This window comes from Pseudomonas sp. GM41(2012) (assembly GCF_000282315.2).
In the GTDB taxonomy this organism is placed as follows: Bacteria; Pseudomonadota; Gammaproteobacteria; order Pseudomonadales; family Pseudomonadaceae; genus Aquipseudomonas.
Genome location: NZ_AKJN02000006.1, coordinates 379,308 through 397,451 on the forward strand (window position 1 = coordinate 379,308; position 18,144 = coordinate 397,451).

The 18,144-nt window shown below is 59.6% G+C and carries 16 protein-coding genes and 1 tRNA gene; 12 read left to right on the forward strand and 5 right to left on the reverse strand.

Annotated features, from left to right (window positions below; all coding sequences use genetic code 11):
• The first annotated feature begins 50 nt into the window (after positions 1-50).
• The 10 genes from PMI27_RS23900 (at position 51) to PMI27_RS23855 (ending at position 13,779) form a co-directional block, all read left to right on the forward strand.
• Positions 51-3,824 (forward strand): nitrate reductase subunit alpha, encoded by a 3,774-nt coding sequence (locus PMI27_RS23900; protein WP_008153585.1) that lies wholly within the window; start codon positions 51-53, stop codon positions 3,822-3,824.
• 1 nt (position 3,825) lies between these two features.
• Positions 3,826-5,364, forward strand: coding sequence for a nitrate reductase subunit beta (gene narH, locus PMI27_RS23895; protein WP_008153587.1), 1,539 nt, complete (start codon positions 3,826-3,828; stop codon positions 5,362-5,364).
• 2 nt (positions 5,365-5,366) lie between these two features.
• Positions 5,367-6,122, forward strand: a complete 756-nt coding sequence (gene narJ / locus PMI27_RS23890; protein ID WP_008153588.1) for a nitrate reductase molybdenum cofactor assembly chaperone — start codon at positions 5,367-5,369, stop codon at positions 6,120-6,122.
• Positions 6,115-6,795, forward strand: a complete 681-nt coding sequence (narI, locus tag PMI27_RS23885; protein ID WP_008153589.1) for a respiratory nitrate reductase subunit gamma — start codon at positions 6,115-6,117, stop codon at positions 6,793-6,795. Before narJ ends, narI begins: the two co-directional genes overlap by 8 nt.
• Before the next feature lie 10 nt (positions 6,796-6,805).
• On the forward strand, positions 6,806-7,765 hold the full coding sequence (locus tag PMI27_RS23880; protein WP_008153590.1) for a peptidylprolyl isomerase: 960 nt from the start codon (positions 6,806-6,808) through the stop codon (positions 7,763-7,765).
• 25 nt (positions 7,766-7,790) lie between these two features.
• Positions 7,791-8,783 (forward strand): GTP 3',8-cyclase MoaA, encoded by a 993-nt coding sequence (gene moaA / locus PMI27_RS23875; protein ID WP_008153591.1) that lies wholly within the window; start codon positions 7,791-7,793, stop codon positions 8,781-8,783.
• A 375-nt stretch (positions 8,784-9,158) separates the two neighbouring features.
• Complete coding sequence (locus PMI27_RS23870; RefSeq protein WP_008153594.1) at positions 9,159-11,174, forward strand: ribonucleoside triphosphate reductase; 2,016 nt, start codon at positions 9,159-9,161, stop codon at positions 11,172-11,174.
• Positions 11,175-11,206: 32 nt separating this feature from the next.
• Positions 11,207-11,374, forward strand: a complete 168-nt coding sequence (gene nrdD, locus PMI27_RS32220) for an anaerobic ribonucleoside-triphosphate reductase (RefSeq protein WP_008153595.1) — start codon at positions 11,207-11,209, stop codon at positions 11,372-11,374.
• Positions 11,371-12,066: an anaerobic ribonucleoside-triphosphate reductase activating protein gene (locus PMI27_RS23860; protein ID WP_008153596.1), complete on the forward strand. Its 696-nt coding sequence runs from the start codon at positions 11,371-11,373 to the stop codon at positions 12,064-12,066. Before nrdD ends, PMI27_RS23860 begins: the two co-directional genes overlap by 4 nt.
• 93 nt (positions 12,067-12,159) lie before the next feature.
• Complete coding sequence (locus PMI27_RS23855; protein WP_008153597.1) at positions 12,160-13,779, forward strand: methyl-accepting chemotaxis protein; 1,620 nt, start codon at positions 12,160-12,162, stop codon at positions 13,777-13,779.
• Between the two features lie 29 nt (positions 13,780-13,808).
• Here PMI27_RS23855 and PMI27_RS23850 read toward each other — a convergent pair whose 3' ends face one another.
• The 5 genes from PMI27_RS23850 to PMI27_RS23830 all read right to left on the reverse strand — a co-directional run bounded on the left by PMI27_RS23850 (position 13,809) and on the right by PMI27_RS23830 (position 17,357).
• A complete protein-coding gene (locus tag PMI27_RS23850; protein WP_008153598.1) occupies positions 13,809-15,188 on the reverse strand; it encodes a 4Fe-4S binding protein in 1,380 nt (459 codons plus the stop codon).
• Positions 15,176-16,030, reverse strand: a complete 855-nt coding sequence (locus PMI27_RS23845) for an FTR1 family iron permease (protein WP_008153599.1) — start codon at positions 16,028-16,030, stop codon at positions 15,176-15,178. Before PMI27_RS23845 ends, PMI27_RS23850 begins: the two co-directional genes overlap by 13 nt.
• A gap of 22 nt (positions 16,031-16,052) precedes the next feature.
• Positions 16,053-16,385 carry a cupredoxin domain-containing protein gene (locus tag PMI27_RS23840; protein WP_008153600.1) on the reverse strand — a complete coding sequence of 111 codons (333 nt, stop codon included), beginning with the start codon at positions 16,383-16,385 and terminating at the stop codon, positions 16,053-16,055.
• Positions 16,386-16,916: an iron transporter gene (locus PMI27_RS23835; RefSeq protein ID WP_008153602.1), complete on the reverse strand. Its 531-nt coding sequence runs from the start codon at positions 16,914-16,916 to the stop codon at positions 16,386-16,388.
• A 93-nt stretch (positions 16,917-17,009) separates the two neighbouring features.
• Entirely contained in the window at positions 17,010-17,357 is a 348-nt protein-coding gene (locus PMI27_RS23830; protein ID WP_008153604.1) for a hypothetical protein, read from the reverse strand.
• 172 nt (positions 17,358-17,529) lie between these two features.
• Between PMI27_RS23830 and PMI27_RS23825 the strand changes: the two genes are divergently transcribed.
• Both PMI27_RS23825 and PMI27_RS0229125 read left to right on the forward strand, forming a co-directional pair.
• Complete coding sequence (locus PMI27_RS23825) at positions 17,530-17,751, forward strand: DUF3079 domain-containing protein (protein ID WP_008153606.1); 222 nt, start codon at positions 17,530-17,532, stop codon at positions 17,749-17,751.
• Positions 17,752-17,954: 203 nt separating this feature from the next.
• Positions 17,955-18,028: transfer RNA gene (locus tag PMI27_RS0229125), tRNA-Cys, on the forward strand.
• Positions 18,029-18,144: the final 116 nt, after the last annotated feature.

The following is an 18,144-nucleotide window of genomic DNA, read 5'->3' on the forward strand; positions in this document are numbered from 1 at the left end:
TTGCGTGGGCGGGGCACAGACCCCGCGACAAAGCCTGAGAGGACTACACCGTGAGTCATTTACTGGATCAATTGCGGTTTTTCAACCGTAAGCAAAACGAGTTTTCCGACGGTCATGGAGAGACCCGCAAAGAGTCTCGCGACTGGGAGAACGTCTACCGTTCGCGCTGGCAGTACGACAAGATCGTGCGTTCCACCCACGGGGTGAACTGCACCGGCTCGTGCTCGTGGAAGATCTACGTGAAGAACGGCCTGATCACTTGGGAAACCCAGCAGACCGACTACCCGCGTACCCGCAACGATCTGCCGAACCATGAGCCCCGTGGCTGCCCGCGTGGTGCCAGTTACAGCTGGTACATCTACAGCGCCAACCGGCTCAAGTACCCGAAAATCCGCAAGCCGTTGCTCAAGCTCTGGCGCGATGCGCGGCAGACCATGGCGCCGGTGGAAGCCTGGGCCAGCATCGTCGAGGACAAGGCCAAGGCCGACTCCTATAAAAGCAAGCGCGGCATGGGTGGCTTCATTCGTTCCAACTGGGAAGAAGTCAACGAGATCATCGCGGCGGCCAACGTCTACACCATCAAGCAATACGGCCCTGACCGGATCGTCGGTTTCTCGCCGATCCCGGCCATGTCGATGGTCAGCTACGCCGCAGGTTCGCGTTACCTGTCGCTGATCGGTGGCGCCTGCCTGAGTTTCTACGATTGGTACTGCGACCTGCCACCGGCCTCGCCGATGGTCTGGGGTGAGCAGACCGACGTGCCGGAATCGGCCGACTGGTACAACTCCAACTACATCATCGCCTGGGGCTCCAACGTCCCGCAAACTCGTACCCCCGACGCGCACTTCTTTACCGAAGTCCGCTACAAGGGCACCAAGACCGTCGCGATCACCCCGGATTATTCGGAAGTCGCCAAGCTCACCGACCTGTGGCTGAACCCTAAACAAGGCACCGATGCGGCGCTGGCCCAGGCGTTCAACCATGTGATCTTCAAAGAATTCCACCTGGACAAACCGAGCGCCTATTTCACCGACTACGCCAAGCGCTTCACCGATTTGCCGGTGCTGGTGCTGCTCAAGCAAATGGTCGACAAGGCACCGGGCGCCGGTTACCAGCCAGACCGCTTCCTGCGCGCCAGCGACCTGACCGACAACCTCGGCCAGGAAAACAACCCGGAATGGAAAACCATCGCGCTCGATGTCAGCGGCGAACTGGTGTCCCCTCAGGGTTCCATCGGTTATCGCTGGGGCGAGAAGGGCAAGTGGAACATCCTGCCTCGTGAAGGCGGCGAAGGCCGTGAGATCGATCTGAAGCTGAGCCTGATCGGCGATGACGTCGCCGAAGTGGCGTTCCCGTATTTTGCCGGCGAGTCCCACGAGCACTTCCAGCACGTGGCCGGCGATGCCGTGCAATACCGCCGCGTGCCGGTGCATAACGTGGTGCTGGCAGACGGCAGCGTGGCCAAAGTCGCCACCGTGTTCGACCTGTCGGCCGCCAACCTGGCGATCGATCGCGGCCTCGGTGGCGAAAACGTCGCCAAGGATTACAACGATGCCTCGGTGCCCGGCACTCCGGCGTGGCAAGAGCAGATCACCGGCGTCAGCCGTGAGAAAGCCATCCAGATTGCCCGTGAGTTCGCCGACAACGCCGACAAGACCAAGGGCCGCTCGATGATCATCGTCGGCGCGGCGATGAACCACTGGTACCACATGGACATGAACTACCGCGGGCTGATCAACATGCTCATGCTCTGCGGGTGTGTCGGCCAGACCGGTGGCGGTTGGGCGCACTACGTCGGCCAGGAAAAACTCCGTCCGCAATGCGGCTGGCTGCCCTTGGCGTTCGGCCTGGACTGGAACCGTCCGCCTCGCCAAATGAACGGCACCAGCTTCTTCTACGCCCACAGTTCGCAGTGGCGCCACGAGAAGATGAGCATGCACGACGTGCTCTCGCCATTGGCCGATAAATCGCAATTCCCTGAGCACGCCCTGGACTACAACATCCGCGCCGAACGCGCCGGCTGGTTGCCCAGCGCACCGCAACTCAACACTAACCCGCTGCACATCTGCCGTGACGCCGCTGCTGCCGGCATGGACCCGAAAGACTACGTGGTCAAGTCGCTGCAGGACGGTTCGCTGCGCTTCTCCTGCGAACAGCCGGACAGCCCGGTCAACTTCCCTCGCAACATGTTCATCTGGCGTTCCAACCTGCTGGGCTCCTCGGGCAAGGGCCACGAGTACATGCTCAAGTACCTGCTCGGCACCAAAAACGGGGTAATGAACGAAGACATCGGCCAGGTCGGCGACTGCAAACCTGAAGAAGCCGAATGGGTGGACGAGGGCGCCATCGGCAAGCTCGATCTGGTCACCACGCTGGACTTCCGCATGTCTTCGACCTGCGTCTATTCCGACATCGTGTTGCCGACCGCAACCTGGTACGAAAAAGACGACATGAACACTTCGGACATGCACCCGTTCATTCACCCGTTGTCGGCCGCCATTGATCCGGCATGGGAATCGCGTTCCGACTGGGAAATCTACAAAGGCATCGCCAAGGCGTTTTCCAGCATGTCCGAAGGGCACCTGGGCGTTGAAAAGGATCTGGTGACCATCCCGTTGATGCACGACAGCGTCGGCGAACTGGCCCAACCGTTTGGCGGCACCGACTGGAAAAGCGCTGGCGTGGCACCGGAGCCAGGCAAGAACGCGCCGAACCTGCATGTGGTGGAGCGTGACTACCCGAACATCTACAAGCAGTTCTCGTCCCTGGGGCCATTGCTGGAGAAAAACGGCAACGGCGGCAAAGGCATCAACTGGAACACCGAAGACGAAGTGAAATTCCTCGGTGAGCTCAATCACAAAGAAGGCGATGCCGGTATCAGCCAGGGTCGGCCGAAAATCGACACGGCCATCGACGCCGCTGAAGTGATTCTGTCGCTGGCGCCGGAAACCAACGGCCAGGTCGCCGTCAAGGCCTGGGCCGCGCTGTCGGAATTCACCGGCATCGACCACAGCCACCTGGCCCTGTCCAAGGCCCACGAGGCCATCCGTTTCCGCGACATTCAGGCACAGCCGCGCAAGATCATTTCCAGCCCGACCTGGTCGGGGCTCGAAGACGATCACGTCAGCTACAACGCCGGCTACACCAACGTTCACGAAGGGATTCCATGGCGCACCATCACCGGTCGCCAGCAGTTCTACCAGGATCACCCGTGGATGCAGGCGTTCGGCGAGCAACTGATGAGTTATCGGCCGCCGGTCAACACCCGCACCATCGAAGGGGTGAAAGGCAAGCGCAGCAACGGCCACAAGGAAATCGTCCTGAACTGGATCACCCCGCACCAGAAATGGGGCATCCACAGCACCTACAGCGACAACCTGCTGATGCTCACCCTCAGCCGTGGCGGGCCGATTGTCTGGCTCTCGGAGAACGACGCGAAAAGCGCCGACATCGAGGACAACGACTGGATCGAGTGCTTCAACGTCAACGGTGCGCTGACCGCCCGTGCGGTGGTCAGTCAACGGGTCAAGGACGGCATGGTGATGATGTATCACGCCCAGGAACGGATCGTGAACGTGCCCGGTTCGGAAACCACCAAGACCCGTGGCGGCCACCACAACTCGGTCACCCGGGTGGTGCTCAAGCCGACCCACATGATCGGCGGCTATGCCCAGCAAGCCTACGGTTTCAACTATTACGGCACGGTCGGTTGCAACCGCGACGAATTCGTCGTGGTACGCAAAATGTCCAAAGTCGACTGGCTCGATGGTTCAAGTGGCGATGACCTGCCACGTCCGCTGCCGACCGATATTGAGGAGAACTGAGATGAAGATTCGCTCACAAATCGGCATGGTTCTGAACCTGGACAAATGCATCGGTTGCCACACCTGCTCGATCACCTGCAAAAACGTCTGGACCAGCCGCGAAGGCATGGAATACGCCTGGTTCAACAACGTTGAATCGAAACCCGGGATCGGCTACCCGAAAGAATGGGAAAACCAGGACAAGTGGAAGGGCGGCTGGATTCGCAACGCCAACGGCACGATCAACCCGCGCATCGGCGGTAAATTCCGCGTGTTGGCGAACATCTTCGCCAACCCGGACCTGCCGAGCCTCGACGACTATTACGAACCGTTCGACTTCGATTATCAGCACTTGCACACCGCACCACTGGGTGAGCATCAGCCTACCGCGCGTCCGCGTTCGCTGATCTCCGGCAAGCGCATGGAGAAAATCGAGTGGGGCCCGAACTGGGAAGAAATCCTCGGCACCGAATTCGCCAAGCGTCGCAAGGACAAGAACTTCGACAAGATCCAGGCGGACATTTACGGCGAGTACGAAAACACCTTCATGATGTATTTGCCGCGCCTGTGCGAGCACTGCCTCAACCCGACGTGCGCAGCGGCTTGCCCGAGCGGGGCGATCTACAAGCGCGAAGAAGACGGCATCGTCCTGATCGACCAGGAGAAATGCCGTGGCTGGCGGATGTGCATCAGCGGCTGCCCGTACAAGAAGATCTATTTCAACTGGAAGAGCGGCAAGTCCGAGAAATGCATTTTCTGCTACCCGCGTATCGAAGCCGGGATGCCGACGGTTTGCGCCGAAACTTGTGTTGGGCGCATCCGCTACCTCGGTGTGTTGCTGTATGACGCCGACCGCATCAGCGAAGTGGCGAGCACCGCCAATGAGCAGGACCTGTACGAGAAACAGCTGGAGATCTTCCTCGATCCGAACGACCCGGCAGTGATTCGTCAGGCCCTGGAAGACGGTGTGCCGCAATCGGTGATCGATTCAGCCCAGCGTTCGCCGGTCTACAAAATGGCCGTGGACTGGAAACTCGCACTGCCGCTGCACCCGGAATACCGCACCTTGCCGATGGTTTGGTACGTACCACCGCTGTCGCCGATCCAGAACGCCGCCACTGCCGGCACCGTTGGTATGAACGGGGTGATCCCGGACGTCGACAGCCTGCGCATTCCACTGAAGTACCTGGCCAACCTGCTGACGGCAGGCGATGAAAAACCGGTCAAGCGTGCGCTTAAACGCTTGTTGGCGATGCGCGCCTACAAACGTTCCGAGCAAGTCGACGGCGTTCAGGACCTGCAAGTACTGAAGGACGTCGGCCTGAGCGTGGCCCAGGTCGAGGAGATGTATCGCTACCTGGCGATCGCCAACTATGAAGACCGCTTTGTGGTACCGAGCGCGCACCGTGAAGATGCCATGAGCGACGCCTTCGCCGAGCGCTCCGGTTGTGGTTTCAGTTTCGGCAGCGGCTGCAGTGGCAGTTCCGACACCAACATGTTCGGCGCCAAGAAAGCCAACCGCCGCGACATCCTGAAAACCGTCCAGTTGTGGGAGGAATGAGCATGCAAATTCTCAAAGTGATTTCGCTGCTGCTCGATTACCCGACCGAGACGCTGATTGGCGGTCGCGACGAACTGGAGCAAGCGATCATCCAGTCACGGGAAATCAGCCCGACGCAGCGCGGTGCGTTGTTCGAATTGCTCGAGCTGATCTGCGGCAATGACTTGATGGACGGACAGGAGCACTACGGTGCGCTGTTCGGTCGGGGGCGCTCGCTGTCGCTGCTGTTGTTCGAGCACGTGCACGGTGAATCCCGCGACCGTGGCCAGGCGATGGTCGACATGATGGCGCAATACGAAGAAGCCGGTTTTGCCATCGGCGTCAAAGAGCTGCCCGATTACATCCCGCTGTACCTGGAGTTCCTCTCCACTCGCGAAGACATCGAGGCCCGCGAGGGCCTGGCGGATGTTTCGCACTTGCTGGCCTTGCTCGCGGCACGTCTGGAAGAGCGCGAAAGCGCCTATGCCAGCTGCTTCCGGGCGCTGCTGCAAATCGCCGGGGCCGAGCCGCATCAGGCGGTCGCCGACCTGCGGGCGCAAGTCGCGGCGGAACCTCGCGATGACTCCCTCGAAGCCCTCGACAAGATCTGGGAAGAGGAGGCCGTGGACTTTCTCCAGGCCGAACAGCAGGACCGTTGCAGTTCACTGCCTAGCGCACCGGGCAAGGCCCGTGAAGAAAGCGCGGTGCCGTTGCACTGGGTGGATTTTCAGCATGAAGGGCTGGCCGCCGTGCCAGCCAAGGAGGTAGGCAATGTCTAAATGGAACCTGTTGGTGTTCGGGGTCTATCCCTACGTCGCCCTGGCGATTTGCCTGATTGGCAGCTGGGCGCGCTTCGATCTGTCGCAGTACACCTGGAAGGCGGGCTCCAGCCAGATGCTCAATCAGCGCGGCATGCGCGTGGCGAGCAACTTCTTCCACATCGGTGTGTTGTTTGTGCTGGCCGGACACTTCGTCGGCCTGCTGACCCCAGCGTCGATTTACCACCACGTGATCAGCACTGAGAACAAACAGTTGCTGGCAATGGTCTCGGGCGGGTTCTTCGGCCTGCTGTGCCTGATCGGCCTGCTGATGCTGGTTAACCGCCGGCTCAGTGATCCTCGGGTCCGTGCCACCTCCAGTCCTTCGGACATCCTGGTTCTGCTGGTGCTGCTGGCGCAATTGCTGCTCGGTCTGCTGACCATCGTCGCGTCCACCGGCCACATGGACGGCTCGGTCATGGTGATGCTCGCCGATTGGGCGCAGAACACCGTGCTGTTGCGTCCGGTAGAAGCGGCAGCGGCCATCGCGCCGGTCGGGCTGATCTACAAGTTGCATGTGTTTCTCGGTTTGACCCTGTTTGTGCTGTTCCCCTTCACCCGTCTCGTACACATGATCAGCGCACCGATCTGGTACCTGGGGCGTCGTTATCAAATCGTTCGTCAGAAGTACTGAGGAGAAAATCATGTCAGGTGGATGTGGATGTGGTGGCGGTAACGGGGGCAGCGGTGGTTGCGGTTCTTCAAAAAAAGCCGAGGCCGTTCTCGACATCGCGCCGGTCGCAGAGGCGCAGTTCGAAGCACTGCCGGTTGAGCCTGCGGCGGCCGATGACGCCCCGGCGCAGTTGATCGCCAGCAGTGAACAGGAGTGGCCGATCATCAGCGTCAACGAGGTGTCGATCACCCCGGAAGCGATGGCCCAGGAACTGCAATATCACCCGGCCGAAAGCCGCGAGGAGGCGGTCTATCTGGCCGCCCGGGCGCTGGTGATCCGTGAGTTGTTGCAGCAGCGCATCACCGAACTCGGGGTGTCGCTGGAGATCGGCGCCGGTGAGAACGAAGAAGAAGCGGCCACGCGTTTGCTGCTCGAACGTGAGGTGAAAGTGCCGCAGTGCGACGAGGAATCGAGTCTGCGTTACTACGAAAACAATCGCGGACGCTTCCACAGCGCACCGTTGCTGGCGGTGCGGCACATCCTGCTCGAATGTGCACCGGACGATGTCGAGGCCCGGGAGCTTGCGCAGGGTCAGGCCGAAGTCCTGCTGCAGCAACTGGATGAATTCCCCGGCAGTTTCGCTGAGCTGGCGGTGAAATATTCGGCCTGCCCGTCGAAGGCTCAGGGTGGTTCTTTGGGACAGATCAGCAAGGGGCAGACTGTGCCCGAGCTGGAGCGTCAGCTGTTCACCCTGGCACCGGGCCTGGCCAGCAAACCGCTGGAAAGTCGCTACGGCTGGCATGTGATCAGTGTCGATCAGCGAATCGAAGGCATGCCGTTGCCCTATGAAGTGGTGTCGACGGCAATCCGCACGCAGTTGCAGCAAGGCGTCTGGCAGAAAGCGCTGGTGCAGTACCTGCAAACCCTGATCGGTGCAGCCGATATTCGTGGCATCCACTTGCAGGGCGCCGACTCACCGCTGGTGCAGTGAGCCTTGAGGCAAACCAGGAGAAGTGATGAACGCTGTGATGCAGGATGGTTTTGGGCGGCAGATCGATTATCTGCGGATGTCGGTGACGGACCGCTGTGATTTTCGCTGTGTGTATTGCATGGCGAAAAACATGACGTTCCTGCCGCGTCAGCAGGTGCTCACGCTGGAGGAATTGCAGCGCTTGGCGACGCTGTTCGTCGGCCTGGGTGTACGCAAGATCCGGCTCACCGGCGGCGAGCCGCTGATTCGTCCCGGCATTGTCGGACTGTGCCGCAACATCGCCGCTTTGCCCGGTTTGCGCGAACTGGTAATGACTAGCAACGGCTCGCAACTGGGCCGTCTGGCCCGGCCGTTGGTCGACGCCGGGGTCAAGCGGATGAACATCAGCCTCGATAGCCTGGACGGGCAGAAGTTTCGGGCGATCACCCGCAACGGCGATCTCGACCAGGTGCTCAACGGCATTGAAGCGGCGCGGGACGCAGGGTTTGAACGGATCAAGCTCAACTGCGTGGTGATGAAGGGGCGCAACTTCGATGAAGTCCCGGCGTTGGTGCAGTACGCCATCGACCAGCGCATCGACATCAGTTTCATCGAAGAAATGCCCCTGGGCGACGTCGGTCGTTCCCGGGGCGAATCGTTCTGTTCCAGCGACGAAGTACGCACGCTGATCGCCAGCCAGCATCGGTTGCTCGACAGCACCGAAAACAGCGGCGGACCGGCGCGCTATGTGCGTCTGGAACGTCATCCCGAGACACGGATCGGTTTCATTTCGCCCAATAGTCACAACTTTTGTGGCAGCTGTAATCGGGTGCGGATGACTGTTGAAGGGAAGCTGTTGTTGTGTCTGGGGCAGGACGATGCGCTGGATTTACGCGGGTTGCTGCGGCGATATCCGTTGGATGACCAACCGGTGATCAATGCGGTGCAGAAGGCACTGCGTGGCAAGCCATTGCGCCATGATTTCAGTCCCGACGGGGAGGTGCAGATAGTGCGGTTCATGAATATGAGTGGTGGTTGATTCGCGGGCTGTGTGCTGATCCGAAATCCACCCCTCACCCTAACCCTCTCCCCAGAGGGGCGGGGGGACTGACCGAGTTGTTCTTAGAGTTACATCGACCTGAGAGATCAAGTCGAACTCAGGCTTGAAAAGCATGAAGATCGGCCCCCTTTCCCCCTCACCCCTCTGGGGAGAGGGCTGGGGTGAGGGGCGGATTTCAGATCAGAGTGTTTACCCCCGGCTTACCAACAGTTTTCCTTTGCCGTCTTCGGGCGGTTTTTTTTGTCCGTCAATTCTTGATATCGATCAATTGCAGATCAGCACTTTGTCCGTAGCCTTCACTGCATGTTGTGTTTTTAAGTTTGTTCAAGTCTATATGTAGTGTCTGGAGGCCAAATGCAGAGCACGCTGATCGCAGTAGGATGTAACCGCTTGCACAAACGCGATGGCAGTCAGGTCGCCTTCGATGCCGACAAAATCCGTCAGGCATTGATCGCCGCCGGCAAGGCGACGGGGGAGTACAGCGAGGTTGAGGTTGAAGGCTTGCTCAACGCGGTATTGGCCAGACTCGAAGGGTTGCCGAGGCTGCACGTCGAGCAAATCCAGGACCGTGTTGAGCGGGTGCTGATGGACGCCGGTTTTTTCCTCGCCATGCGCGCCTACATCGTCTACCGCGAACAGCACGGGCGCTTGCGCCGCGACCGCCGAACCATGGTCGAAGTGGCGACCTCGATGAACGAATACCTGGACCGCGAAGACTGGCGGGTCCAGGCCAACGCCAATCAGGGTTATTCCCTGGGCGGGCTGGTGTTGAACGTGTCGGGCAAGGTCACCGCCAACTACTGGCTGGACGAGGTGTACAGCGAGGCCATCGGCCAGGCCCACCGCGAAGCGGATTTACATGTGCACGACCTCGACATGCTCGCCGGTTACTGCGCGGGCTGGTCGCTGCGCACTCTGTTGCACGAAGGGCTCAACGGTGTGCCGGGGCGTGTCGAAGCCGGTCCGCCGAAGCACTTGAGCAGTGCCTTGGGGCAGATGGTGAATTTCCTCGGCACCCTGCAAAACGAATGGGCCGGCGCCCAGGCGTTCAGCTCGTTCGACACCTACCTGGCGCCCTATGTGCGCAAGGATCAGCTGAGTTTTCAAGAGGTGCGGCAGGCGATCCAGGAGTTCATCTACAACCTAAACGTGCCTTCGCGCTGGGGCACTCAGACACCGTTCACCAACCTGACCTTCGACTGGGTGTGCCCGCAGGATTTGCGTGAGCAGATACCCGTCATTGGTGGTGAGGAAATGCCGTTTGCCTATGGCGACCTGCAAGTCGAAATGGAGCTGCTCAACCGCGCCTACATCGAGGTGATGCAGGCCGGCGACGCGAAAGGGCGGGTGTTCACCTTTCCGATCCCGACCTACAACATCACCCACGACTTTCCATGGGACAGTGAAAACGCCGACCGCCTTTTCGAGATGACTGCACGGTACGGCTTGCCGTATTTCCAGAACTTCCTCAATTCGGACCTGCAACCCAATCAGGTGCGCTCGATGTGCTGTCGTTTGCAGCTGGATGTGCGCGAGTTGCTCAAGCGTGGCGGCGGCTTGTTCGGCTCGGCGGAGCAGACCGGATCGCTCGGCGTCGTCACCATCAACTGCGCGCGGCTGGGCTATGTATTCAAGGGGGATACCAGCGGATTGCTGCAGCGCCTGGACACGCTGATGGAACTGGCGATGGAAAGCCTGGAGGTCAAGCGCAAGGTGATTCAACACCATATGGATGCCGGTTTGTACCCGTACACCAAGCGCTACCTCGGAACCCTGCGTAACCATTTTTCCACCATCGGCCTCAACGGCATGCATGAAATGCTGCGCAATTTCACCGGCGACGAGGAGGGCATGCACACCGAGCACGGCCGGCAGTTTGCCCTGAAGATGCTCGATCATGTGCGCGCCACGTTACTGCGATTCCAGGAAGAAACCGGCCACATGTACAACTTGGAAGCGACGCCCGCCGAGGGCACGACCTACCGCTTCGCCAAGGAAGACCTCAAGCGCTACCCCGACATCCTCCAGGCTGGCAGCGCGCAAGCGCCGTATTACACCAACTCCTCGCAACTGCCCGTGGGCTACACCGAAGACCCCTTCGAGGCGCTGGAACTTCAAGACGAGCTGCAATGCAAATACACCGGCGGCACGGTCTTGCACCTGTACATGGCCGAGCGAATTTCTTCGACTGAGGCCTGCAAGCAGCTGGTGCGCAAAGCCCTTGGCCGCTTCCGCCTGCCATACCTGACCGTGACCCCGACGTTCTCCATCTGCCCGGTGCACGGCTACCTCGATGGCGAGCATGAGTTCTGCCCCAAGTGCGACGAGGTCCTGCTGTTGCAAGAGCAGAAGCTCGGCACCGTTCATTGATTTCGATCCACTCAACTGCAAGGAGCTTCACCATGACTGCATCGCAAACATTGCCCCAGGCTCAACGTCAACGCTGCGAAGTCTGGACCCGGGTGATGGGCTATCACCGCCCTGTGTCGGCGTTCAATCCGGGCAAACAGTCGGAACACCGCGAGCGGGTGCACTTCACTGAAGGCGCGGCACTGGCCGGGCGCCAATGAGTCGAACGCTTCGGGTCGGGGGCATGGTGCCCCTGACCACTATCGACTATCCGGGACAGCTCGCCTGCGTGCTGTTTTGCCAGGGTTGCGCCTGGCGTTGTCGTTACTGCCATAACCCGCAGTTGATCCCGCCTCGTGGCACAGACGAAGTGGATTGGCGGCGGGTGTTGGCGTTTCTGCAACGGCGTCAGGACCTGCTCGATGCGGTGGTGTTCAGCGGTGGTGAGCCGACCTTGCAGGATGGTTTGCTCGGCGCCATGGATGAGGTGCGGGCGATGGGATTTCGCATCGGTTTGCACAGCGCCGGCATCAAACCCGCAGCGTTCGCCAAGGCACTGACCGGGGCCGATTGGGTCGGTTTCGATGTCAAGGCGTTGCCCGAGGATTGCCAGGCGATCACCCGGGTCGAGGGCAGCGGAACAGCCAACTGGCGCAGCCTTGAGCATCTGCTGGCCAGCGGTGTCGACTACGAATGTCGCACCACGGTGCATTGGCATCTGTTCGAGCCGGCGCGTCTGCTGATCCTCGCAAAGCGCTTGAGCGAACTCGGCGTCAAACGCTTCGCCGTGCAGCTGGTGCGCACCGAGCGGATGTTCGATCCGCTGCTGCCGAGTGTTTCGGCACAAGCCTTGCTTCCTGACTTATGGGAAGCCATGCGCGAGTTGTTTCCAGCCTTCGTGTTACGGGGGTAACCGAGGCTGGGGTTTAACGTTTAGCAGGGACATTCATCATTAGGTTTTCAAATGCGCTGCCAATTGGCAGGTATCAAACGGGGAGCATTTGATATGGCCAAATTAAGTACGGCACAACGTATCGTCATCGGCTTTGCAATCGCGCCGCTGGCATTGATGGGCATGGCGTTTTACGCGTTGCACGATCTGGCAACTCTCAAGGAACAGGCGGTAGTAATCGTCAAGCAGGACTGGCCGAAGATCGATCCGATCATGGTCATTGCCACCGGTGTGCGCGATAACGCCAGGAACACCCGGGATTTACTGATCGACAAAGACAATCAGCAGGTGCAGCAGTCGATCGACGCCACCAAAAAACGGATCACCCAGGCACTCGAAACGCTTGAGCCGTTGTTCTATTTGCCCGAGGGCAAAACCGCTTATGCCGCGCTAAAGAAGAATCGCGAAGCCTACGTGGCGGCGTTCACTCAAGTGCAGGTGTTGATCCGGCAAGGGGCCTTCGATGACGCCATGGCACAGCTGAAGCAAAAGGTCGTGCCGGCCGAACGCGAGGTTTATGGCAGCCTGGATCAGTTGATGGCGCTGCAAGGCAAAATATTCGCCGACCGTGAACAGTCGGCCCAGGAACTGTACAGCGATGCCCGGCGCAATATGCTCGGGTTGTTTTTGTTCTGTGTGGGGCTGGTCATCGCCGCCGCGGTGATCGTCACGCGCAGTGTGACCCGGCCATTGGGCGGCGAGCCGGATGATGCCGCACGGTTTTTGAGTCAGATCGCTCAGGGCGACCTGACGATTCAGGTACCCGTGAGCTCAAGTGCCGGCGGCAGCGTGATGATGAACATGCACCAGATGCAGCAAAGTCTGAATGCCATGGTCAAGCACATCGCGACGTCGGTGGACCAGGTGGCCAGTTCCTCCGAAGAGCTGAGTGCGGTCAGCAGCCAGACCAGCAGCAACCTGCAATTGCAGGGGCTGGAGATCGAGCAGGCGGCCACCGCAGTGAACCAGATGACCGCTGCGGTCGATGAAGTGGCGCGCAATGCGGTCAGCACCTCCGAGGCTTCGCGGCAGTCCGAGCAAACCGCACAACGCGGTCGTGAGCAGGTTCAGGAAACCGTGGTGTCAATCGGCGCACTGGCCTATGGCGTCACCGACACCTCACAACGCATCGAGCAACTGGCGGGCCGGGTGCAGGACATCAGCAAGGTGCTGGACGTGATTCGCAGCATCGCCGAGCAGACCAATTTGCTGGCCCTCAATGCGGCCATTGAAGCGGCCCGTGCCGGGGACGCCGGACGTGGTTTTGCCGTGGTCGCCGATGAAGTGCGCGCCCTGGCGCATCGCACTCAAGAGTCGACCCAGGAGATCGAGCAGATGATTGGCAACATTCGTCTCGATACCGGCCATGCAGTGACGGCCATGCAAAGCAGCAGCAACCTGGTCCGGGCCACCCTGGAAGTGGCGCAACGCTCGGGGGATGCATTGGACGAAATCACTCGGTCGATCTCGCAGATCAACGAGCGCAACATGATGATTGCCAGCGCCACGGAAGAGCAGGCGTTGGTGGCGCGGGAGGTAGATCGCAATCTGATGGGCATTCGCAACTTGTCCGAGCAGGTCTTGCTGGGGGCCCAACATACTCACACGGCGGGTCACGATTTGGCGCAGATGGCCGGGGCGCTGCACCAGACGGTGGCGCGTTTCAAGGTCTAGTTGATCCGGTGGGTGGTTGTGTCGGGGGCTCAGTTCCAGCCCCAGAATTGTAACCACCAGCCGAACCCTACCAAGCTGATGGCGAGTAACAGGCAAGTGTTGCCAGCGCAGCGACGAACCTGGGAAATGCCTTCGCGGTCCAGCCGTTTCCATCCCAGCAACAGGCTCCAGCCCATCGCGGCCAGTAACAAACAGGCCCTGGCCGGTTGTACCCACTCCAGCAACAGCCCTTCATAGCGAAGCAATTTCACCGTTGTGGCCGACAGCCCGAGAAACAATCCCGCACCACCCAAGGGCGTGAGTGTCAGCGCCAGGGGCCAATACAGTGCAGGATCTTGCGCCAATCGAGCCGTCAGGCGCAGAAGGATCATCAACGCCGTGCCCAACACCATCGAACTCAAACCCAGATAAACGACGATGCTGAAACCGTCGAGCCAACTGAAGCTGTCGTTGAGCTGCGGGTAATGGGTGAGCAGCCACCAGGGCGCGTTGTCCTGCAGGGCCCAGAGTTGGTCGTGCTCGACCAGCCATTGGGCGAGGGTTTGTTTGAGGGCGACGAACCATGGGCTGACCGTCCACTGAAACGCGCCCATGGCCAGGCCGATCACGCCGAACAGCAATAAGCGCGCGTCCCACGGTGACAGCGTCTGCGCCGTTGCGTGAAGAACTTCTTGGTTGCTGGAGCGAGCGATCAGCTGAACAGCGCCGCGTTGTCCGCTGCAGCGTCCGCAGGCATGACAGTCACTGGCGCCTTGCATGCGACGGATATCGAGCAAGGGCGCGCAGTTGGGCGGCGGCAGGCGCGGTGCGGCGTTATCCATCCAGCGTTGTTCGTCGACTTTAAAATGCACAGGAGCCAGGCGGGCGAGCAGGGCGAAGACGCCGCTGACCGGGCACAGGTAGCGGCACCAGACGCGTTTGCCCCGGGCGAACAGCAACCCGACGACGACCGCGGCGACGGTCGAGCCACCCAGAATCAACAACGCCGCCTGGGCGTAGTCGTAGACGCTGATCAATTGGCCGTAAAGGGTCGTCAGGCAGAACGCGAGGGTTGGCCAGCCGCCCCAGCGCAACCAGCGCGGCACACCCAAACCTTTGCCGTAATGGCTGGCCCATTCGCTGAGTGAACCTTCCGGACAGAGAACGCCACACCAGAGTCGCCCGAATAACACGATCGACAGCAGCACGAACGGCCACCAGATCCCCCAAAACAAAAACTGCGCAAACAGGGTCAGGTTATCGAGCATCCGTGCCTGGCTGTCCGGCAGCGGCAACACCGCCGGTACCACCAACAGCAACGCGTAGAACAGTACAACGGCCCATTGCACGGCACGAATGACACGTGCATGGCGACGCATGCCGTCGCCCAGGCGCTGCAGCCATCGATTGTGGCGACTCAGCTCAGGCATGGGACTTTTTCCGCAGCACGTTGACGCAGCCAACCGCCTACGGTCAGCCAATAACCTGCCAGCACCAGTAACGTCATACCGCTGGGCGTCGCGCGATAACCGGCAAAACCGGCAAGGAAACCACCCAATCCATGGCTGTCGCTGAGGAATGCGCTGCTGTCCCAAAGCGCATCGCCAACGAGGCTGTACATCACTTCCGGTAAATCCAGGGCGAGTAATTGACCGCCGATTCGCTCGGTGCCGCTGACCAGCAACGCCGCGCCGAGCACCAACAAAATAGCTTCGCTGATAGCAAAGAATCGCTGCCACGATATGAACCGGCGACTGCTGTGCAGCAAGGCAATGGTCAGCGCCGACAGCACCAGCCCCATTGCGCCGCCGATGGCAAACAAACCGAGCTGCGGACCTCGTAACTGAGCGCCAGCGCCATAGAGAAAGACCACCGTTTCACTGCCTTCGCGGCTGACGGCGAGCATGGCCAGCAGTAACAGGCCTGCGCCACCTTGTCGGGCCAGGTGGCTATCGGCGTGTCGTCGCAAATCGTGCTTGAGCGTGCGCCCGTGGCGTTGCATCCAGCCGACCATTTGCACGATCAGCAGGCTCGCCACCAGCGCGAGTACGGCCTGGAACCATTCACTGGCCGAGCCGCTCATGGCCTCACCGGCAAACAGAATCAACACCGCCAGCAGGCCCGAGAGCATCAACCCCAGCACCACACCTGCCCACAAGTACTTCGCCAGTCGATCACCCTGAGGCTGCTGGCTGACCCAGGCCTGGAGAATGCCGATCACCAGCAGCGCCTCGACGCTTTCGCGCCAGACAATGAACATTGATTGATTCATGAAAACTCCGTGTTTGAACGGGTTATTTCGCGAGGATGCCGCCCTCGGGCAGTTGCGGATTGAACTCGTCGAAGAAGGGGTAGTGGCCTGGCCTGAGCGGGTGAATGACCACAAAAGTCGTCACTCCCGGCGACAGTACTTTTTCAACCCGCAATGGCGTGCTCTCGAATTCGGCTGGGCCTTGACCGATATTTTTCAGGATGATCTTGAAGCGCTGACCGGCCGGCACCTCCAACAGGGCGGGGGAGAAGTGGCCATCGCGCAGGCTCAGCTCATAGCTGGGTAACTCGGCATAAGCCGTCAACGGCGCAACTGCTCCGGCAAGCATCAGCCAGGCAATCTGCAGGCGCTTCATTCAATAGCCGCCTTTTTTACCGATACCGGCGTAGATGAACTCGTAGTGCAATTCGCAGCGTTCAAACCAGGGGGCTACGCCGGTTTCCTTATCGGTATGACGGCCAAGGGAACCATGACCGCCGGGTGGCAGGACGGTGAAGGTCAGCTGATATTTGCCGGGGCCGAGCAGCTTTACATTGTCGCCATAGTGCGGGCCGTCATTGGCGACCATGGCGTGGAAATCGCCTTTGAGTTCGTTCTCGTTGCCCTGTTTTTTCAGGTTGAACGAGACATTGAGGTAAGGCACGAAACTGCCTTCCTGAAAGCCCTGTCGATTGTCCGCCGTGGCGCGAATATCGGCTTCCAGATGCACATCGGAATCCGCGGTGGCCCGCATCATTCCGGCAGGCGCCATCTCGATCGGCTGCAAATACACCGCCCCGACTTCCAGCCCCGGACACAACTGAGGTTCGCCGATCGGGTATTCCTTGGCCTGAGCCAACGGTGTGAGCAAGAGCAGGGCGAGTGACAGCGAAAAGGTCGTACGCATGATGTCTTCCTGGGCACTAACGAGTGAGAGCTCGAGTGTAGGAAGCTTTCCTGCGAATAATAATGATTGTTATCAAGTTTTCAGCGATTAAGCCTATGACTGGGAGCGCTTTCGAAATCGCTCGGCACGGTCGACGCAATCGTTCATCTGCGCAGCCGCGTGAATCGTCAGAGGATGCTGGGTGAAACCGGGCCTCGGTGAAATGTAGGCGGCCATTTCGCGGGCGACGGCCAACTGTTGATCCGAACCTTGCGTCAGTAACGCGATGACCAGGTTTTCCAGGGCAATCACCCGGACACGTAGGTGGACCAATTCTGCATTGGTCAATTCGGGGGGAGAGGAAAATGCTTCTGCATCGAGTGATTTTTCCGCGACTTCATCATCCCAGGTCGACAATCGAACAGGGCTCTGTTCTCCGGCAGGTGTTTTTTTACCAGGCATAAGAAGCATCTCCAGGTGTTTTTATGTGGCTGCCCAAGGGCCGGAAAAACGCTATGGCGTAACCGATTTCCCGGCAGGACAAAGCTTAGCCGTACCTTGATCCGTATCAAGGTCACCTTTGCGCGAGGGATGTAGGTTGGAGGCACATCCTAGAGGCAAACCGGGGATCGACATGGCCAAGAATTTTCCCATCAGCCCCAAGCATCCCGAGCGCATTTGCTGGGGCTGCGACAGATACTGTCCAGCCAACTCCCTGGCGTGCGGCAATGGCTCCGACAGGACAATGCATCCGGCCGAAATGATCGGAGACGATTGGTATCTGCATGGCGACTGGGGTATTGATCCGTTGATCGCGGTAAAAGACGTGACAGACGAACCCGGCCTGAAGGGCTGAGCAACCCTGTTAAACATAGAAATCACCTGACGGAATTTTTTTTGAAATCAAGGGGTTGCCAGCCTCGGGAAATCAGTACATAATTCACGCCATCGAAAGCACTGACCGCTGAAAAAGCTCAATGTTTTCAAGGAGTTAGATCACGAATCTTACTCCAAGTTTGTACGCGTTTGATGTTGTGCTACATGACATCAGATGTTTGAGGCCGAGTAGCAAAATGGTTATGCAGTGGATTGCAAATCCACCTACGCCGGTTCGATTCCGACCTCGGCCTCCACTCTTGAAAACCCCGTAGATCAATGATCTACGGGGTTTTTTATTGCCCTCAGGAAAGTGAAGTGTTCCGCAATTTTCAGTAGGTGTTCCGCAACTGCGAACGACGGGGGCACCTGT